Origin of the sequence: Cupriavidus sp. SW-Y-13 (assembly GCF_009793345.1) — a bacterium.
In the GTDB taxonomy this organism is placed as follows: Bacteria; Pseudomonadota; Gammaproteobacteria; order Burkholderiales; family Burkholderiaceae; genus Cupriavidus.
In genome coordinates this window covers 1,591,372-1,608,870 of the sequence record NZ_WHLX01000002.1, presented here as the reverse complement: position 1 = coordinate 1,608,870, position 17,499 = coordinate 1,591,372, and the positions used below count along the sequence as shown (strand labels likewise).

The 17,499-nt window shown below is 64.2% G+C and carries 16 protein-coding genes; 4 read left to right on the top strand and 12 right to left on the bottom strand.

Translation table 11 applies throughout. The annotated features are described in order from the left end of the window. Positions 1-5: 5 nt before the first annotated feature. Both GA566_RS22775 and GA566_RS22770 read right to left on the bottom strand, forming a co-directional pair. A complete protein-coding gene (locus GA566_RS22775; protein ID WP_137924520.1) occupies positions 6-653 on the bottom strand; it encodes a response regulator transcription factor in 648 nt (215 codons plus the stop codon). A gap of 431 nt (positions 654-1,084) precedes the next feature. Next, complete coding sequence (locus GA566_RS22770; RefSeq protein WP_237380590.1) at positions 1,085-2,014, bottom strand: hypothetical protein; 930 nt, start codon at positions 2,012-2,014, stop codon at positions 1,085-1,087. Between the two features lie 498 nt (positions 2,015-2,512). On the opposite strand from GA566_RS22770, the gene GA566_RS22765 reads away from it, so the two are divergent. Continuing rightward, entirely contained in the window at positions 2,513-2,764 is a 252-nt protein-coding gene (locus GA566_RS22765) for a hypothetical protein (protein ID WP_137924519.1), read from the top strand. A 22-nt stretch (positions 2,765-2,786) separates the two neighbouring features. Here the strand turns inward: GA566_RS22765 and GA566_RS22760 are convergent, their stop codons facing one another. From GA566_RS22760 to GA566_RS22740, 5 genes are all read right to left on the bottom strand, one after another. Beyond that, entirely contained in the window at positions 2,787-3,230 is a 444-nt protein-coding gene (locus GA566_RS22760; protein ID WP_137924518.1) for a BLUF domain-containing protein, read from the bottom strand. A gap of 26 nt (positions 3,231-3,256) precedes the next feature. After that, positions 3,257-3,979, bottom strand: coding sequence for a GTP cyclohydrolase I (gene folE / locus GA566_RS22755; RefSeq protein WP_137924517.1), 723 nt, complete (start codon positions 3,977-3,979; stop codon positions 3,257-3,259). Between the two features lie 99 nt (positions 3,980-4,078). Continuing rightward, positions 4,079-5,338: an arsenic transporter gene (locus GA566_RS22750; protein ID WP_160474715.1), complete on the bottom strand. Its 1,260-nt coding sequence runs from the start codon at positions 5,336-5,338 to the stop codon at positions 4,079-4,081. Between the two features lie 29 nt (positions 5,339-5,367). Further along, the gene (locus GA566_RS22745) at positions 5,368-7,416 is read right to left on the bottom strand and encodes a penicillin-binding protein 1A (RefSeq protein ID WP_370459340.1); all 2,049 of its coding nucleotides are present in this window, start codon (positions 7,414-7,416) and stop codon (positions 5,368-5,370) included. 10 nt (positions 7,417-7,426) lie between these two features. After that, a complete protein-coding gene (locus GA566_RS22740; protein WP_137924515.1) occupies positions 7,427-8,320 on the bottom strand; it encodes an alpha/beta hydrolase in 894 nt (297 codons plus the stop codon). A 136-nt stretch (positions 8,321-8,456) separates the two neighbouring features. Here GA566_RS22740 and GA566_RS22735 point away from each other — a divergent pair, with 136 nt between their 5' ends. Next, the gene (locus tag GA566_RS22735) at positions 8,457-8,690 is read left to right on the top strand and encodes a hypothetical protein (protein ID WP_160474099.1); all 234 of its coding nucleotides are present in this window, start codon (positions 8,457-8,459) and stop codon (positions 8,688-8,690) included. Between the two features lie 180 nt (positions 8,691-8,870). On the opposite strand, the gene bglX is transcribed toward GA566_RS22735, so the two are convergent. Further along, the gene (gene bglX / locus GA566_RS22730; RefSeq protein ID WP_202126854.1) at positions 8,871-11,195 is read right to left on the bottom strand and encodes a beta-glucosidase BglX; all 2,325 of its coding nucleotides are present in this window, start codon (positions 11,193-11,195) and stop codon (positions 8,871-8,873) included. A 271-nt stretch (positions 11,196-11,466) separates the two neighbouring features. Between bglX and GA566_RS22725 the strand changes: the two genes are divergently transcribed. Next, the gene (locus GA566_RS22725; RefSeq protein ID WP_202126853.1) at positions 11,467-13,029 is read left to right on the top strand and encodes a glucan biosynthesis protein G; all 1,563 of its coding nucleotides are present in this window, start codon (positions 11,467-11,469) and stop codon (positions 13,027-13,029) included. Positions 13,030-13,037: 8 nt separating this feature from the next. Here the strand turns inward: GA566_RS22725 and GA566_RS22720 are convergent, their stop codons facing one another. The 3 genes from GA566_RS22720 to GA566_RS22710 form a co-directional block, all read right to left on the bottom strand. Next, positions 13,038-14,039, bottom strand: coding sequence for a 2-dehydropantoate 2-reductase (locus GA566_RS22720; protein WP_160474097.1), 1,002 nt, complete (start codon positions 14,037-14,039; stop codon positions 13,038-13,040). Next, on the bottom strand, positions 14,036-14,278 hold the full coding sequence (locus tag GA566_RS22715) for a DUF3820 family protein (protein ID WP_160474096.1): 243 nt from the start codon (positions 14,276-14,278) through the stop codon (positions 14,036-14,038). Before GA566_RS22715 ends, GA566_RS22720 begins: the two co-directional genes overlap by 4 nt. 106 nt (positions 14,279-14,384) lie before the next feature. Then, complete coding sequence (locus tag GA566_RS22710; RefSeq protein WP_137924510.1) at positions 14,385-14,822, bottom strand: hypothetical protein; 438 nt, start codon at positions 14,820-14,822, stop codon at positions 14,385-14,387. A gap of 320 nt (positions 14,823-15,142) precedes the next feature. Here GA566_RS22710 and GA566_RS22705 point away from each other — a divergent pair, with 320 nt between their 5' ends. Beyond that, positions 15,143-16,384, top strand: coding sequence for an MFS transporter (locus GA566_RS22705; protein WP_171020355.1), 1,242 nt, complete (start codon positions 15,143-15,145; stop codon positions 16,382-16,384). On the opposite strand, the gene GA566_RS22700 is transcribed toward GA566_RS22705, so the two are convergent. After that, on the bottom strand, positions 16,368-17,489 hold the full coding sequence (locus GA566_RS22700) for a putative zinc-binding metallopeptidase (protein WP_160474095.1): 1,122 nt from the start codon (positions 17,487-17,489) through the stop codon (positions 16,368-16,370). The genes GA566_RS22705 and GA566_RS22700 overlap by 17 nt on opposite strands. Positions 17,490-17,499: the final 10 nt, after the last annotated feature.

Genomic DNA, 17,499 nt, shown 5'->3' with positions numbered 1-17,499 from the left:
GCCGATCAGATCAATCCATTCTCGTAGGCGTAGCGGATCAGATCCGTATTGGTCTGGACGTTGAGCTTGCGCATGGCCACGGTCTTCTGGCTCGATATCGTGCTCACCGAGCGCCCCAGCTTGCTGGCAATATCGTTGAGCTGGAAGCCTTGCGCGTAGAGCCGCACCACCTCAAGTTCGCGCAGCGTCAGTTCCGTGGTGGGTGCCGTGACGGTGGCGGCGTTATCCAGCACGGCGCGGATCGAGGGCGAATAGAAGTAACCGCTGCTGACGGTGACATGGATGCAGGCGCGCACGATTTCGTCGAGTTCGTCTTCCTTGCTGACAAACGCGCGCGCGCCCAGTTTCATGGCCCGCGTCACCACGCCCGCATTGTTCTGCGCACTCACGATGACGATGCGCGTTTCCGGATACAGGCGTGTGAGCCGGCGCAGGAGGTTGAACCCGTCCAGTGATGTGTCCCCGTAGCCCATGCTGAAGTCCGTCACGGCTACATCGACCGGATTCTGCGCGAGCGCGCCAACCAGTTCACTGCCGTTGGTGCATTCGCACGTCACCTGGAAACCGGGCGTGCGTTGCAGGCAATCGCGCAGTGCGGTGACGACGAGAGGATGATCATCTGCCAGGGCGACACGAATGGTTTTTGCAGGCATGCCTCAATTGTCCTTATTTGCATAAACGTAGCGGCGTCCGGATCGGAAACGCTGCGCCGAAGGAATCGTACTTTCGCGAACATAGGAAAAATACTCCACCATGAACGGAAAATCACAATTTGATTGAATATCAGATTGTGAATCGTCAAATTATGATGGATTCAAACTGGAATTGGCGGTACTTGCTTGGCGACCCGGAAGCATGCGTGGTGTCGCTTTGATATGTCGCAATAAATGTTGGAGAGGATGCGAAGAATTCCAGTTACATGCGATGAGCTTTTGGCACCCGTCGATGCCGACGGAGACAAGCGCGACATTCTGCTCACGGTTGTCAGATAATTAAATAGCAGATTCTTTGGATTCGCCGAAAAAGTGACGAGTGAAGGCCACCGATCACGCTGTCGGCGGGCCTTGTCCGGGTGGGCGGCGCGTTACGCAGCAGCAGTCTGGATAAGGTTCCCCTGTCGCGCCATGGCGTCTGTAAGGCCGCGATATTGGGGTAACAGCCGGCTGACGCGTTCGATGAACGCCGCGCATCGCTGCGATTGCACGGGCGGGCTGCTCTGGACGAGCACGGCGGCGGGATGCGCGAGGGCAGCATGGAGAGATAGCCATGCGGGCATCTCGGTGTTGCCGCGCAGCCTGAGCAGCATCAGCAGTTCGACGGGCATGGCCTGTTCGATCGGATGGTCGAAGTCAAACAGTGATTGATCGGTGTCGAGGCGGCACTGCAGCATGTGGCGCTCCGCCAGGGAATTTGCGAGGGGCGAGAATTGCGCGTCGTCGGATTGCCAGTTCTCAAGTATGTGTCCGAGCAATGCATCGCTGCGCTGGAAGTTGCTTGCCGGCACGCTTATCTTCAGCGCGTCGCCTGCGACGCCGACGATCATCCCGGTCATCCCTGTCAGGCAACTCTGTCCGGCCACAGTCTTCTCCACCCCGAACCACGCTTGCAGGGCAAACGCCGCCATTTCGTTCCAGCCCAGCGCGAGCATCATGGCAATCTGCAACGACATGTCGCGCTCGTACGTATGCCGGCGATTGGGGCCGCTCCATTGGTCCCGGTGCATGGCCAGGGCATGCGTACCGGCTACGGATTCGACGACGCCAAGATGCAGCGACAGCCAGTTGGCTTCGGATGCGCCCGTGCCAACGTCGATGGCACGCCATTGCCGCAGGCGTCCGAGCCAGAACAGGGCGCGGGCGGCGCGCGGTACCGGCACGCAGCTGGGAGAATCCAGGAAGGTCCCGAGCGTATCGCGATACATTCCTTGTAGGGCGTTGGCCTGGGCCCGGGCGGTCTGGAGCAACGTCTGACTGCGTTCGCTGGCGCTCCGCTCTTTGGAGAACTTGTTGCGCATCGTCTGTCCTGTTTGATAGAGGTGAGGCTCGACACTAAATGGGTATACCCCGCCGGGCTATCGCCAAGGACTTAAAAATGAGAGATTTCAAAAATATCTTGCGTGGCTTTGTCTTGCTAAATGAATGGGATCGTCATCCGTTAGGGCCGGGAACGGCTTTATTTAGGTGAAATACTATTTAACTATCCAATGATGATTGGATGTGGATAAAGTGAAATTCTGATTTAAATTTTCTTTAATTTTATTTCGTTTATTTCTGGGATTGGGTGCATATCCCGATATTCCGAGGCGCTTGGATGGGCCCGCGGGATGGCAGCAGCGGGGCGGTTGTTCGGGCGGGGAAGACCTCCGCCATGCCGCGTTGGCGCCGCAATACATGTAGCGCGGGCATGGTCTTTCGCAGCGCATCACGTCGCCGCGGAATTCGTGGCATGCTCGTGTCGCGCCGTACCCTCTACGCAGGGGCCGCGCCGTACAACCCCCGCATGGAGGTGTGCCATGGCAATGCGACTGTTCCCCGACTTCCCCGCCAACGAGCAACAAGACATCGAAGCCGTCTTCCGGCAAGTAGGTCTTGCGCTTCAGGAGTTCGAGTTTTCAGATACCAACGGCACCACGGCACGCCAGGTGACGGTGCGAAGGCAGAAGACCGGCGCCGAAAGCGTCTATGACGCCGGACCGGGCACTGCCTGGGTGGAAGAGTTCGAGAGCGATCTCGAATGCGGCCTGTTCGGCCAGGTGTCTGTCTGAGCGGACGTCAGACCGAAGGCAATCAGTGGCGGGCGCGTTCCGGACTGCGCCCGACGATGGCCGCGCCCGCGATCAATTCCTTCATGAGTGCCAACGATGCTGCACCTGGCATGCGGTAGGGATCGAGTTCGCCCTGCGCCGAGTATTTCAGCAGCATGGCGGCGTTGATCTTGTTGGCATTGACGCGGCCCATCGACCAACCCGAGAACGCACGTTCGGCAATTTCCTCGTAGTGCAGCAGCACCACTTCCTTGTGGCGGGCGTCGCGGCCAATGTTGAGATAGAGGCGCGAGACCGCTTCCCGGCTGCCTTCCAGCGCTTGCAGGAACACGCTGTTGCTGTGGCACAGCACGCCCGTGATGCCGTTGGGCGGATTCCGTGCGAGGCTTGTGTCGAGGATCGCGTCGAGCACTTCGGCGGTCAGCGGCACCGCGGCACGGCTGGCATAGAGCAGGCGAACTAGCATCGTTATCCCCTTTCCCCTTCTCTGGCTTAGCGACGATTCAAATTCAACAGCGTGAGGAATTCGCGGCGCAGCTTGTCGTCCTTGAGGAAGGAGCCGCGCATGACGCTGTTGGTCATCTTGGCGTCCGTGTCGCGCACGCCGCGCCAGTGCATGCAGAAGTGCTCGGCTTCCATGACGATGGCCAGCCCGTCCGGGTTCATCTTTTCCTGGAGCAGATCCGCTACCTGGGCCACGGCCTCCTCCTGGATCTGCGGCCGGCACATGATCCACTCGGCCAGCCGAGCGTACTTGGACAACCCGATCAGGTTCGAATGGCGGTTCGGCATCACGCCCACCCACAGGCTGCCGATGATCGGGCAAAGATGATGCGAGCAGGCGCTGCGCACGCGCATCGGGCCCACGATCATCAACTCGTTCAACTGCTCGACGTTCGGAAACTCGGTGACTTCGGGCGGCCTGGCGTAGCGGCCGGCGAAGATTTCCTTGAGGTACATCTTTGCCACGCGGCGGGCCGTCTCGCGCGTGTTGTGGTCCTGGTCGACATCGATGACCAGGGTCCGCAGCACCTCTTCCATGCGTGCCTCGACTTCGGCCTGGAGGGCATCCAGTTCGCCATGTTCGATATGGCGGGCGATATTGTCGTTGGCGTGGAAGCGGTCGCCGGAAGCGGCGATGCGGGCGCGGATGCGATCCGATACTGGCGTGGCAGTGGCGTGCTTCGGCCCGTCGGGATGGTCCTTGTGTGACATGTCTGACCGCTGGATCGGGCGGGTGAAAGGCGCGGTGCGCGGTGCTTCACTATATGGCAGTTGGCCCAGTGCCACAACTTGGCGCGGCCCGCTGTCCGCCTAGCGCAGCACGGCAAGCGCAGGCAGCAGGGCCATCGGCATCACGATGGCGCCGGTTTTCAGAAAGGTGCCGGCGCTGATATTGTGCCCTTCGCGCCGCAAGGCGGTCAGCCAGAGCAGCGTGGCCAGCGAGCCAGTGACGGACAGGTTCGGGCCCAGATCCACGCCGATCAGCACGGCAGCCGTCACGGTTTCCGAAGCATGGCCCGCAGCCAGTGCGGAGGCCGCGAACAGCCCGGCAGGCAGGTTGTTCACGATGTTCGAGACCAGACCCACCACCACACCGGCCAGGCCCGCACCCATCACCGCCGCGCCGCCTTCACGCGCAGACAGCTCACGCACCCAGTGCGCGAGTTGATCCGTCAAGCCGGTCTGGGAGAGGCCTGCCACCAGGACGAACAGCCCGGCCACCATCGGCAGCACGCCCCAGGAGACTTCGGTGAGCGCAGGCCGCAGCAGGCCCGGTTGCGTGGCAACGACGCAGGCCAGCGTCATGGCGCCGCCGATGAAGGTGGGCCATCCCAGGTCCTTGCCGTGCAGGGAGGCGGTGAGCAGCGCGGCGCCGGTCAGCACGATGCCGGCCGTGGTGATCCAGGCTTGCAGGGTCAGCGGGGGGGTGTCCACATCTTCCGCGATGCGCTCGGCCAATGCGTGGCGCTGCGTCCAGTACAGCGCGACGAACGTCATGACGATGGCCACGGCCGAGGGCAATGCGAAGCGGGCCAGCCAGCCCATCAGCGGCGGCAGGCGCTCGCCGAACAGCACGAGGTTGGCGGGGTTGGAGATCGGCAGCACGAAGCTGGCCGCATTGGCGATGAAGGCGCAGGCGTACAGATAGGGCAGCGGATGCTTGACGCGCGCCGCGCGGGTGGCGGCCAGCACGGCGGGGGTCAGTACCACGGCGGTGGCATCGTTCGACATGAAGGCCGTGACCGCGATGCCGAAGCCGTAGACCAGCACGAACAGCCGCCGCGCCGATCCCCGCGCACTGCGCACGGCCAGCGCCGCCACATGATCGAACAGGCCCGTCTTGCGCGCCAGTTCGGAGATCAGCATCATGCCCGCGAGAAACAGGTACACATCGATGCCGCGCGCCACGGCATCGAGGGCATCGCGCCACGGCAGCAATCCGGCCACGCAGAGCAGCAGCGCGCCGCCCATTGCCCAGAACGGCTCGGGCAGGCGGAACGGCCGGAACAGCACGCCGGCCGTGGCCAGGGCAGCGACGGCCCAGATCAGCGGCGTGGCGTAGGCGGACATATGCGTGGCGGCGAGCATCGGAGAATCGGTCAGAGCGGGCTGGCGGAGGTGGGCGGCGTCGGCGCGGTGTTGGCAGGGGTGATGCTCGCACCGCCGGCCATGTTGCCCTGGCCTGTCGCATCCGGGGCCACATCGGCCACCGCAGGCGGCGGGAAGCCCAGCGATGCGATGCCATGCACGCCATCGGCGTTCTCGGCATAGGCCCAATCGTTATTCATGCGCGCCAACTGCGGCGGGGTGGGGAAGTTCGCGTCAGGCACGCCGGCAAGCCGCCCTTCCATATAGGACGCCCAGATCGGCAGCGCCGTGGTGGCGCCGAATTCGTGGCGGCCCAGGCTGCGGTTGTCGTCGAAGCCCATCCACGCCACGGTCACCACCTGTCCCGCGTAGCCCGCGAACCAGCCGTCCACGGCGTCGTTGGTGGTGCCGGTCTTGCCGGCGATATCGTCGCGGCGCAGGTATCGTTTGACGGCGTTGCCCGTGCCTTCGTCCACCACGCTTTGCAGCAGGCTGTTCATCACGAAGGCGTTACGCGCCGAAATCACGCGCGGCGGGGCGGTATCGTCGGCGGCGAACAGCACGTTGCCGTCGCCGTCCGTGATCTTGCCGATCAGGTACGGCTCGATGCGATGGCCCTGGTTGGCAAACACGCCATAGGCCGCGGCCAGCCGCAGCGGCGATGTGGTGCCGGTGCCAAGCGCCATCGGCAGGTACGGTGGCAGCCGTTTCGACGAGAAACCGAACTTGCCGGCGAAATCGATCGCGTACGGAATACCGATGGCCTGCAGCGTGCGGATGGCCGGCAGGTTGCGCGATTCGGCCAGCGCGTTGCGTACCGTGATCGGCCCGACAAAGCGGTTGTCGTCGTTAGACGGGTTCCAGTGCGGCGAATTGTCGAGCGGCGCGTCGTTGATCAGCGTGCCCGGCGACATGCCGCGCTCCAGTGCGGCGGAATAGACGAACGGCTTGAACGTGGAGCCCGGCTGCCGCTGGGCTTGCGTGGCGTGGTTGAAGCGGCTGGTGGCAAAGTCGGCGCCGCCGACCATGGCCTCGATGGCGCCGGTTTCCGCATCGAGCGAAATCAGCGCGGCTTGTGGCAGGGCAGGGGCATCTGCGGAGGACTTCCCTGCGCCGTGCCGCTTGCCGTAGCGCTCCAGCCCGGCCTGCACGGCGTCGTAGGCCAGGGTCTGGTGCATTGACGAAACGGTGGTGTAGACATTGAGGCCGCGCGTATAAGCCTCGTCCCCGAAGCGGTCATGGGCGAGTTGCCGCGCCAGTTCGGCCACGTATTCGGCATGGCCGTCGAAGCGGCCGTTGGCATCGCGATTGACCACGATCTGCGTATTGCGTGCGACGCGGTACTGGTCCTGCGAGATCATGCCAAGCGCCAGCATGCGGCTCAGCACATATTCCTGGCGGCGCTTGGCACGCGGCAGGTTGACCACCGGGTTCATCGTCGAGGGCGCCTTGGGCAGCCCGGCCAGCACGGCGGTTTCCGCGAGCGAGAGTTGATCGAGCGGCTTGCCGAAATAAGTCTGCGCGGCGCTGCCGAAGCCGTATGCATGCTCGCCCAGGTAGACCTGGTTCATGTACAGCTCCAGGATGCGGTCCTTGGACAGCGAGCGGTCGATCTGCCACGCCAGCAGGATTTCATACCACTTGCGCGATAGCGTCTTCTCGCGCGAGAGGTAGAAATTGCGTGCCACCTGCATCGTGATGGTCGAGGCGCCCTGGGCGTAGCCTTCGCCGATATTGGCGAGCGCGGCGCGCACCAGTCCGGGAATGTCCACGCCCACGTGGCTGTAGAACTGGTCGTCCTCGGCGGCGAGCAGCGCCTCGGACATCAGTTTCGGCATGCGCTCGATGGGGATGAATTCACGGTGCTCCGTGCCGAATTCGCCAATCAGCACGTTGTCGCGGGTGAAGACACGCAGGGGCACCTGGGGGCGGTAGTCGCGCAATGCATCGACCGAAGGCAGTTGCTGCAGGCTGATGACGGCGGCAAAACCGGCCAGCAATACGCTGGCGGCTGCCAGCCCGGCCATCACACCGGCGGCCTTGACTACGATTTTTTTCATGGCGCGCATTCTACCGTGCAGCGGCGAGCGGCAAAGGCACTCCGGTATCGGTGACATCTTCGGGCGGTTCGGCCCGGATGCGCAGGGGCGGCTGATGCGGCACCTGTCGCGCGAATTCACACAGTGCGAGCCAGGTTTCCGGCCGCTCCACGATGGTATGGTGATCCGTGCCGGCAATGGTCTGGACCGCCACGGGGCCGGGCCACGCCGCCATCAATCGCTCGGAGCATTCGTGCGGCACCACGTCATCGGTCTCGGCCAGCAGGACCTTGGTGCTCTGGACCACTTTCTTGCAATGGGCGATGGAGTCGAAATGGTGGCGCATCAATTGGCGCAGCGGCACCAGCGGAAAGCGCTTGCGCACGATTTCCAGCAGCGAATCGTAGGGTGTGATCAGTTGCAGGCTCTCGAAATCCTGCAGGTCCGCCAACTGGATGGCCACCCCGGTACCCAACGAGCGGCCCACCACATGGACGCGCACGCCGGGGAACGCACGGCGGATGTGGAGCAGGAACTGGCTGGCATCGGCCACGGCGGCGGCCTCCGATGGCATGCCGTCCGAGTGGCCCAGTCCTCGATAGTCGAACGTGGCAAAGCCCATGCCGGGCGGCAGCCATTTCATGAACTGCAGCGTTTCCAGCACGTCCTCGCCCCGCCCTGGCAGGTAGAAAAGCAGGTCCCGCACGCCTTCCTCGCTGGCGCGGTAGGTATAGCCGCGGAACAGGCCACCGGGCACCGGGTGCGAATACGCCTCGATGCCTTCGGGCAGGTCGCGCGGCGGGCGACGGCGCGCATCGAACAGCAGCCGCTCCTGGTTGACGGCGAGAAAGGTCCAGTAACAGACGAAACCACTGGCCGTGACGACCGTGGCGGCAAGGGTCCTGCGCAATATCGACGATGACATGGGTTAGGGGCTACAGATGGGCAAGCTTGCCCAGACTATCCGAAAATCCGGCAATGCGGCGTTGGACAGCCCAGCACCGCCGCGAGTTCTTGTACGATATGCCGCATATCGAAAGCGGCCACCGGGGGGCCTTCCAATGAGCGACGAACAGAAACGCGCCGAAGAGGCGCAGATTATGGAGCGGGTGGTCAATGCCACGCGCCAGGTGCAGGTGGCATTTACCGCGCTGCAGAGCCAGTATCCGCCCGAGGGCAGCGGCAAACCGTCGAAGCTGGCGCTTCAAACCTTCGACGCCGCATTGCAGATGCTGGAGGATGCGCAGGCGGCGTTTGACGAGGTGTTGAATGCGTTGCTGGATGGGGAGCGGTGAAAGCCTGACTCCTTCTCTCTTGGTTTGCTCCCCTCTCCCGCGAGGGAGAGGGGCGGGGGAGAGGGCAAGCGGTGCAAATCGCGACACGGTCGGCAAGCAGAACCTCCGGCCCTCTCCCCCAACCCCTCTCCCGCCTTGCGGGAGAGGGGAGAAAACCGGCAGGGGAGCGATTGGCCACCCTCACTCCAACCTGAACCTCGCCTCCTTCACCTCCGCCGAATCGAATCCCACCCGTACATTGAACTCCCCTGGCTCGGCCACGTAGTTCAGCTTGGCGTCGTAGAACTTCAGCTTGTCCTCGTCGATCGGGAATTCGACCACGCGCGTTTCGCCCGGGGCCAGCATCACCTTGCGGAAATCCTTCAGCTCCATCAGCGGGCGAATCGTCGAGGCCACGACATCCTGCAGATACAACTGCACCACGGTTTCACCAGCGCGGTTGCCGGTGTTCTTCACCGTGACGCTGGCCGTCAGCTTGTCGCCACGCGCCAGCTTCGGAGCCGATAGCCGCACGTCCGACATGCTGAACGTGGTGTAGCTGAGTCCGTAGCCGAACGGGTAGAGCGGACCGTAGTCTTCCTCGAAATATTGCGAGGTGTAGTTCGGTGCCTTGCCCGGCGTGAATGGGCGGCCGATGCGCGGTGCGTTGTAGTACGTCGGGATCTGCCCGAGCGAGCGCGGGAAGGTCAGCGGCAGCTTGCCGGACGGATTCTCGTCGCCGAACAGCACGTCCGCGATGGCGTGGCCGCCTTCGGTGCCCGCGTACCAGGTCTCCAGGATCGCGTCGGCGTTTTCCTTTTCCCAGTTGATCGTCAGCGGGCGGCCGTTCATCAGCACCACCACCATGGGCTTGCCCGTGCTCTTCAACGCCTTGAGCAGCGTCAGCTGGCTACCCGGCAGGCCCAGGCTGGAGCGGCTCGATGCCTCGTGAGACATGCCGCGCGTCTCGCCCACGGCCACGACGATGGTGTCGGCACCGCGCGCCACGCGCACGGCTTCCTCGATCATGTCGCCGCTGGACCGCTTGTCCTGCACCACCTCGGGGTTATCCCAGTTCAGGAAGTTCAGGTAGCCCACCACGCGTGCGTCGTCGGTGATATTGGCCCCACGCGCATGCACCACGTTGCCCTTGCCGGCCAGCGCGTCGCGCATGCCTTGCAGCAGCGTGACCGACTGTTTGGGCTTGCCGCCCGCTGACCAGCTACCCAGCATGTCGATTGGCGCATCGGCCAGCGGACCGATCACCGCCACCGTCCCCGACTTTTTCAGCGGCAGCGTCTGGTTGCGGTTTTCCAGCAGCACCAGCGACTTGCGCGCAATCTCGCGGGCCTCGGTGCGATGCAGGCGGCTTTCCGCATCGATGTCGGCCGGGTCGTCCACGGCCTTGCCGATCCGGCGGAACGGGTCGGCGAACAGGCCCATGTCGTACTTGGCGCCCAGCACTTCGCGCACGGCGTCATCAAGCACGCTCACCGGCACCTCGCCCGATTTCACCAGCGAGGGCAGTTGTTCGAGATAGCGCGAATCGGCCATGCTCATGTCCACGCCAGCCTCGATGGCGAGCTTCGCGGCTTCGCGGCCATCGCGGGCCACGCCGTGGCGCAGCAATTCGTCGATGGCGCCATGGTCGCTGACGGTCACGCCCTTGAAGCCCCACTCCTTGCGCAGCAGATCGCGCAGCAGCCATTTGTTGGACGTGGCCGGCTGCCCGTTGACCGAGTTCAGCGCGATCATCACGCCGCCCGCGCCTGCGTCGAGGCCGGCACGATACGGCGGCAGATAGTCCTGGTACATGCGCTGCAGGCTCATGTCCACGGTGTTGTAGTCGCGACCGCCTTCCACGGCACCATACAGCGCGAAATGCTTGACGAACGCCATCACGCTGTCGGCATTCGCTGGCGACGAACCCTGGAAACCCTTCACGCTGGCGCGCGCGCATTGCGAGACCAGGAAGGGGTCTTCGCCAAAGCCCTCGGAGGTGCGGCCCCAACGCGGGTCGCGCGAGATATCCACCATCGGGGCGAAGGTCGCGTCCACGCTGTCGGCGGAGGCTTCCACGGCGGAGACACGCGCGGCTTTCTCGACCACGCCCATGTCCCAGCTCGATGCCAGGCCCAGGCTGATCGGGAAGACAGTGCGATGGCCGTGCACCACGTCATAGGCAAAGAACATCGGGATCTTCAGGCGGCTGCGCATGGCAGCTTCCTGCAGCGGACGGTTCTCGGCGCGGTTCACGGAATTGAACGTGCCGCCCACGCGGCCAGCAGCTAGCTCCTGCATCAACTGCTTGGCGGGCATCTCCGGCCCGATGCTGATCAGGCGAAGCTGGCCGATCTTCTCGTCGAGCGTCATGCGTCGCACGAGGTCGTCGACGAACGCCTGCTTGTCGGCCATCGGCGCGCGGACAGCGGCGGGGGTAGCGGCAACGGATGAAGCGGCAGGTGCAGCGCCGGCAAACATGGGCGCGCAGGCAAGGCTGGCGGCCAGCGCCAGCGAGGAAAGCATTCGCATTATTCGTAGTCTCTGATGGGCAGACTGCCGGAGATTGGCCCCGCCATGGTGCAGCAGGTCCGCGCTCGCGGCTGTCGCCGCGCGTCTGACAGGCACGTCGGGCGAAATCGGTTATTTTTCTGAACTGCGCCGCAAGTTTACAGCCTTACAGTGCCTGCACAGTGCTTAGAATGGCTGATTCGTGGCTTTTTGCCGATGTGAACCTGGAGATTGATTGGTGCTATCCGTTTTTGTTGCCCGCCGCGCCGCGTCGTTTCGTAACCGGATGCAAATTGCCTTGTGGGGCATTGCGTTTGCTGGCTGCGTGAGCGCTGCCGCACCCGTCCACGCGTTTTCGCTCGACGATGTCACGGCGCGTGCCAGGAAGCTGGCGGACCAGCCGTACGCTGCTCCTGTGAGCAACCTGCCGCCCGTATTCGCGAAGATGCAGTTTGCTGACTACATCAAGATCCAGCCGAAGATGGATCAGGTGGAGTGGAAGGGCGATGCCACGCCATTCAAGCTTGGCTTCTACCATCAGGGGATGCATTTCAGCACGCCCGTGCGGATCAGCGAAGTGGTGGGCAACCGCGTGCAGGAAATCCGCTACGAGCCGGGCCGCTTCGATTTCGGTGACCTGAAGCTGGACAAGGAAGCCACCAACAAGCTCGGCTATGCAGGCTTCCGCGTGATGTACCCGGTCAATCGGTCCGACAAGCTCGACGAAGTCATGAGCGTGCTGGGTGCGAGCTATTTCCGGGTGATTGGCAAGGGTCAGGTCTACGGCCTGTCGGCGCGCGGGCTGGCGATCAACACCGGACTGTCCGAGCCTGAGGAATTCCCGGCGTTCCGCGAGTTCTGGATCGAACGTCCGAAGCCGCAGGACAAGCAACTCGTTTTCTATGCGCTGCTGGATTCGCCCAGTGCTACCGGCGCCTACCGTTTCGAGTTGAATCCCAACGACAATGCCGTGCTCAAGGTGCAGGCGCGCGTGTTCATGCGCGGTCCCGTGAAGAAGCTGGGTATCGCGCCGCTGACGAGCATGTTCCTGTTCGGCCCCAACCAGATGCGCGACGCCAACAATTTCCGTCCGGCGCTGCACGACTCCAATGGCTTGTCGATCCACACCGGTGACAACGAATGGATCTGGCGTCCGCTGAACAATCCCAAGTACGTGGCGCTGAGCATGTTCCAGGTGAACAACCCGCGCGGATTTGGCCTGATGCAACGTGGCCGCGAGTTCTCTGCGTACGAGGATCTCAAGGACCGCTACGACCTGCGCCCGAGCGCGTGGATCGAGCCGCAGGGCGACTGGGGCCGCGGCAAGGTGGAACTGGTGGAGATTCCCACGCCGGACGAGACCAATGACAACATCGTGTCGTTCTGGACGCCTGACCAGTTGCCGCCCAAGGGCACGCCGATCAAGGCCGACTACACGATCCGCTGGACCATGGACGAGCGCGGCACGGTGACGAAGGACCTCGCATGGGTCAAGCAGACGCTGCGCACCGCCGGTGAAATCACGCAGGCCAACCTGATCCGCCATCTCGACGGCAGCCTCGGCTTCGTGGTGGATTTCGAAGGCGGTGCGCTGCCCAGCCTGCCGCCCAATGCGGTACAGGCATCGTTCAGCGTGGGCGATAACGCCGAGGTCATCGAGAACGTGCTGCAGCCGAATCCGGTGACCAAGGGTTATCGCGTGACGCTGCGCATCAAGGTCAAGGATCCGAACAAGGTGGTGGAATTGCGCGAGGCACTGGTGTCGAACGGCAAGCCGCTCTCGGAGACCTGGAGCTACCAGATCCCGCCCGGCACGGCGCATTCCACGCCGGCGCAGGCGGTCAAGTAGTCAGGTCATCAACCCGGGGCGGAAGCCTCGGGATACAGGCCATGCACGCGGCCGAACAGCCGCGTGAGGCCCATCAGGGCGTCGATGCTCGGGCAGGGCATGCCGAGCGTGCGCCCTATTTCATGCACGGCGCCGACGATGGCGTCGAGTTCGATGGCGCGGCCTGCGTCAACATCCTGCAGCATCGAGGTGCGGAAGGCCCCGATCTTCGCGGTGACCGCGTGGCGATCCTCGGGAGACTGGTCGATGCGGCATCCGATCCGCGCGCCGATGGCTGCAGCCTCTTCCATGGCCGATGTGCAGAAGGCGCGCGTCAGCGGGTCCGCCAGGATCTGATCGACGGTGGCGCCGGTGAAGGCCGAGATCGGGTTCATCGTGAGGTTGCCCCAGAGCTTGAACCAGATGTCCTGGCGCACATTCTCCGAAATCTCCGCGTCGATTCCCGCCTGCGCGAACAGCGCGCCGAGTTGGCGGACACGCGCTGTCGTATCGCTCCCGCCGAACGGTTCGCCGATGATCAGGCGGTTCCCCATCTTGTGATCGACAAGCCCGGGCTCGGGCACCGCGCAGCTCACATGCACCACGCAGCCGATCACCTGTTCGAAGGAGATGGCCGCCGCAATCTGGCCGCCTGGATCGACCGAGGTCAGCGGCCGGCTGCCGAAGCCATCGAGTCCATGGCAAAACCACCACGGCACACCGTTCATCGCGGGCACCACCAGCGTGTGGGGACCGATCAGCGGACGGATCTGCGCAGCCACCTGCTGCAGCGCGGGTCCCTTGACGGCAATGACGACCACGTCATGGACACCGAGGCGTGACGCATCGTCATCGGCATGCACCGGTGCCTGCACCAGCGTGCCGCGTTCGAGCATGCGCCAGCCATGCGTGCGCAGGGCGGTGAGTGTGTCGCGGCGCGCCAGGGCGCTGACCTGCGCGGCGCCGGAGGCGGCGAGTTTCGTGCCGATCCAGCCGCCAATGGCGCCAGCGCCGACAATGCAAACCTTCATCGGGGACTCCTGTTCATGCGGGCCTGTGCGCGCAGCGGCGTGAGCAGGTGCGATAGCCCGTTGTGGTCGAGTTCGTGCATCAAGGCCAGCAGGCGGCCAATCTCGCCGGGCGGAAATCCCTCGCGTGCAAACCAGTTCAGGTAGTTGCCGGGCAGGTCGGCAATCACCGTGCCCTGATGTTTGCCGAATGGCATTTCACGGGTCACAAGCAGGAGCAGGGCGTCGCCGTCGGGCAGCATGGCGGGATTTTCCAAGGCAAGGAGCGGGCATTGTAGCGCCGGCCTGGCCCGCCGTGGCCTAGCCCGCCCATGTGCTGCCGCACGCGACGCAGTCGGTCGGCGCTTCCTAGTTACACGCCGTGCCCGGCACCGGCTTGCCGGAATTGGTGACGCCCTGGCACGCATCGCCCACCACGAGCGGTGCATCGCCCGATTGCGGCGGTGGCAGCTTGAGCCGGCCGGCTACGGTGCAGCAACTGCGCGGCGCGGGCTGCGGCGCAAGATGGCTCGCGGTCGACATCGCAGGTGGCGCCGCTGCCGCGCCGTTTCGAGATGAGGATGCGGACGGTGCGGGTGGGGAAGACGTGGCCGATGAGGTTGACGAGGGCGACGATCGCGATGCCGCGTCGGCGCTGGCCGGGTCGGCATCGGGCGCCATGCACATGCCCATATGGCAGATCCGCTCGCCCTTGCATTGCATGTCGAACTGGCATCCCTGGGCGGATGCGGGCAGCACCCAGGCCATGCCGATGGCTGCTATCAGCACTGCGCTACGCCGAAACATATCGTCTCCCCAATCGTTGTCCGGGCGGCATTCCGGCTCGCCGTCTCTTGTGAAGACGGTGCGGAGACGCCGCATGACTTCAGCATAGGGCGAGGCCCTTTTGCGCGATTTTGGCTCTGTGGTCTTTCCCACATGAGCGCCCGGCAGGGCGCATGGCGCCGTGGATGACGTGAAGGCGACCTCGGCAGGAATCGCGGTTTTGCTTCACAATAGCGCCTTTACGCCGCACCCGAGACACGCTGGAGCCCCCGAGGCCGGACGCAAGATCCGCCCATCAGCGCGCGGCGCAATGCCAAAACCCAAGTCTCGCGCCCCCTTACATGTCAGCTCCCTCCGGAAATTTCGACAATCTCCCCGAACTCGCCTTGTCTCACGCCGACACGCCACGTGACCGCGCCGCGGACCGCCGCGCATTGCTGGCGCTTGGCGTAGGCAGCTTCGCCATCGGCACCGGTGAATTCGTCATCATGGGCCTGCTGCCCGATGCGGCGAAAGACCTGGCGATCACCATCCCCGAAGCCGGCCACCTGATCAGTGCCTATGCGCTGGGCGTGGTCATCGGCGCGCCGCTGCTGGCGGTGCTTGGCGCACGCTGGCCGCGCCGCAATCTGCTGATCGCATTGATGGCGTTCTTCGCCATCGGCAACTTTGCCAGTGCCATGGCGCCGGATTATGTCTCGATGGCTGCCGTGCGCCTGCTGACCGGCTTTCCGCACGGCACCTATTTCGGCGTGGCCGCACTGGTGGCGGCCAGCCTGGTGGCGCGCGAGCGTCGCGCACAGGCGGTGGGCCTCGTCATGCTCGGCTTGACCACGGCCACGCTGGTGGGCGTGCCCATCGCGGCGGGCATCGGCACATGGCTGGGCTGGCGTGCTGCGTTCGTGATTGTCGGCGCCATCGGCGCGTTGACCGTGCTGCTGGTGTGGCGCTGGGTGCCGTTCGTCCCGGCGGACCGGAATGCCAGCCCGCTGCGCGAACTCTCCGCGCTGGCGCGCAAGCAGGTGTGGCTCACGCTCGGTATTGGTGCGATTGGATTTGGCGGCATGTTTGCCGTGTTCAGCTACGTCAAGCCGACGATGCTGGAAGTGGCGCATATGCCCGCCAGCGGCATCCCCATCGTGCTGGCGCTGTTCGGTGTCGGCATGGTGGCGGGCAATCTCGTCGGCGCCAAGCTGGCGGACCGTGCGCTGATGCCCACGGTAGGCGGCGTGCTGGTGTGGTCTGCGCTGGTACTGGGCGCGTTCGTGTTCACGGCGCCGTATCCGTGGCTGGCGTCGCTCAATGTGATGCTGGTGGGCACGGCCGTTGCGCTCGGCCCGCCGCTGCAGATCCGCCTGATGGATGTGGCGGGCGATGCGCAGACGCTGGCGGCAGCGCTGAACCATTCGGCCTTCAACCTGGCCAATGCCCTCGGCGCGTGGCTCGGCGGCATTACCATCGCGGCCGGCATGGGCTATACGTCCACGGGCTGGGTGGGTGTGTTGCTGGCGCTGGGTGGTCTGGCCGTTTTCGCGTGGTCGCTGATGAGCACGCGCCGCTGCGATCTTACAGTGCCGGCTTGATCGCCTTCTCTTCTGCATGTGTCGCCACCGCATCGGGAGCGCCATGCTCCCGCGCGGCGGCATCGATCACACGATGCACGAATTCGAGCTTGGCCACCACGGCTGGCGAGAGCGTGAACGGATAGCTGTCCGGCGCCCCCAGGCTCCGGTTCAGGCTGTTCAGCACATAGGTCAGCGGAAACCACCGATTCATCAGGCTGCGGAAGCTGGCATCCTCCACCGGTGTCTGGTCGGTCAGCGTGGGTTCCTGCGGACTGTCGGGCTGCAGTACCAGCCCGCATGACACGGCTGTGTCGAGCGTATCCACCATATGGAGGTAGTGCGCCCAGGTCTCGGCCCAGTCCTCCCATGGATGCATCGTGGCGTAGGCGCTGATATATGACGCCTGCCAGTCGGCAGGCGGTCCTTCCTCGTAATGCCGTTTCAAGGCCGCCGAGTAATCGGCCTGTTCGTCGCCGAACAGCTTGCGGAACGGTTCTAGCCGCCGCGTGCCGGCAATCAATCGATTGAAATAGAAATGGCCGACCTCGTGCCGGAAGTGGCCGAGCAGGGTGCGATAGGCTTCGCCCATCTGGTTGCGCGTCTGCTCGCGATGCGCGTCATCGGCCTCGGCAATGTTGATCGTGATGCGGCCGTTGTCGTGGCCGGTCAGGACGGCCTCGTGCGGTTCGGTAGCGGCCAGGAAATCGAACTGCAGGCCGGACGTGGGATCGTCGTCGCGCGACACCACGGGTAATTGCAGCGACAGCAGCGTATAGAGCAGCCGCCGCTTCGCGGTTTCCAGCCGATACCAGAACAGGCGGTTGTCCGGAACGTCGAGGTTGGGAATGGTATGCGTGAGCTGGCAGGCTTCGCACAGCGGACTTTCGTCCTCGGCGGGCACCATCCAGTTGCAGACCGCTTCCACCTGATAGTTGTGGCAACGGCGGAAGCGGGCCCCCTTGGCGTCGGGATGAAGGCTGATCCATCCGGTCTCGTCACTGCCTTCGAACGCCGCGATCTGCGACAGCGCCGGAATGAAACCCAGCATGGCCTGGCAGCGTTCGCAGACCACATTCTCGAAGAACACCAGGTTGCCGCAGCGATTGCAGTGGAAGGTCTTCATGGCACCGGCT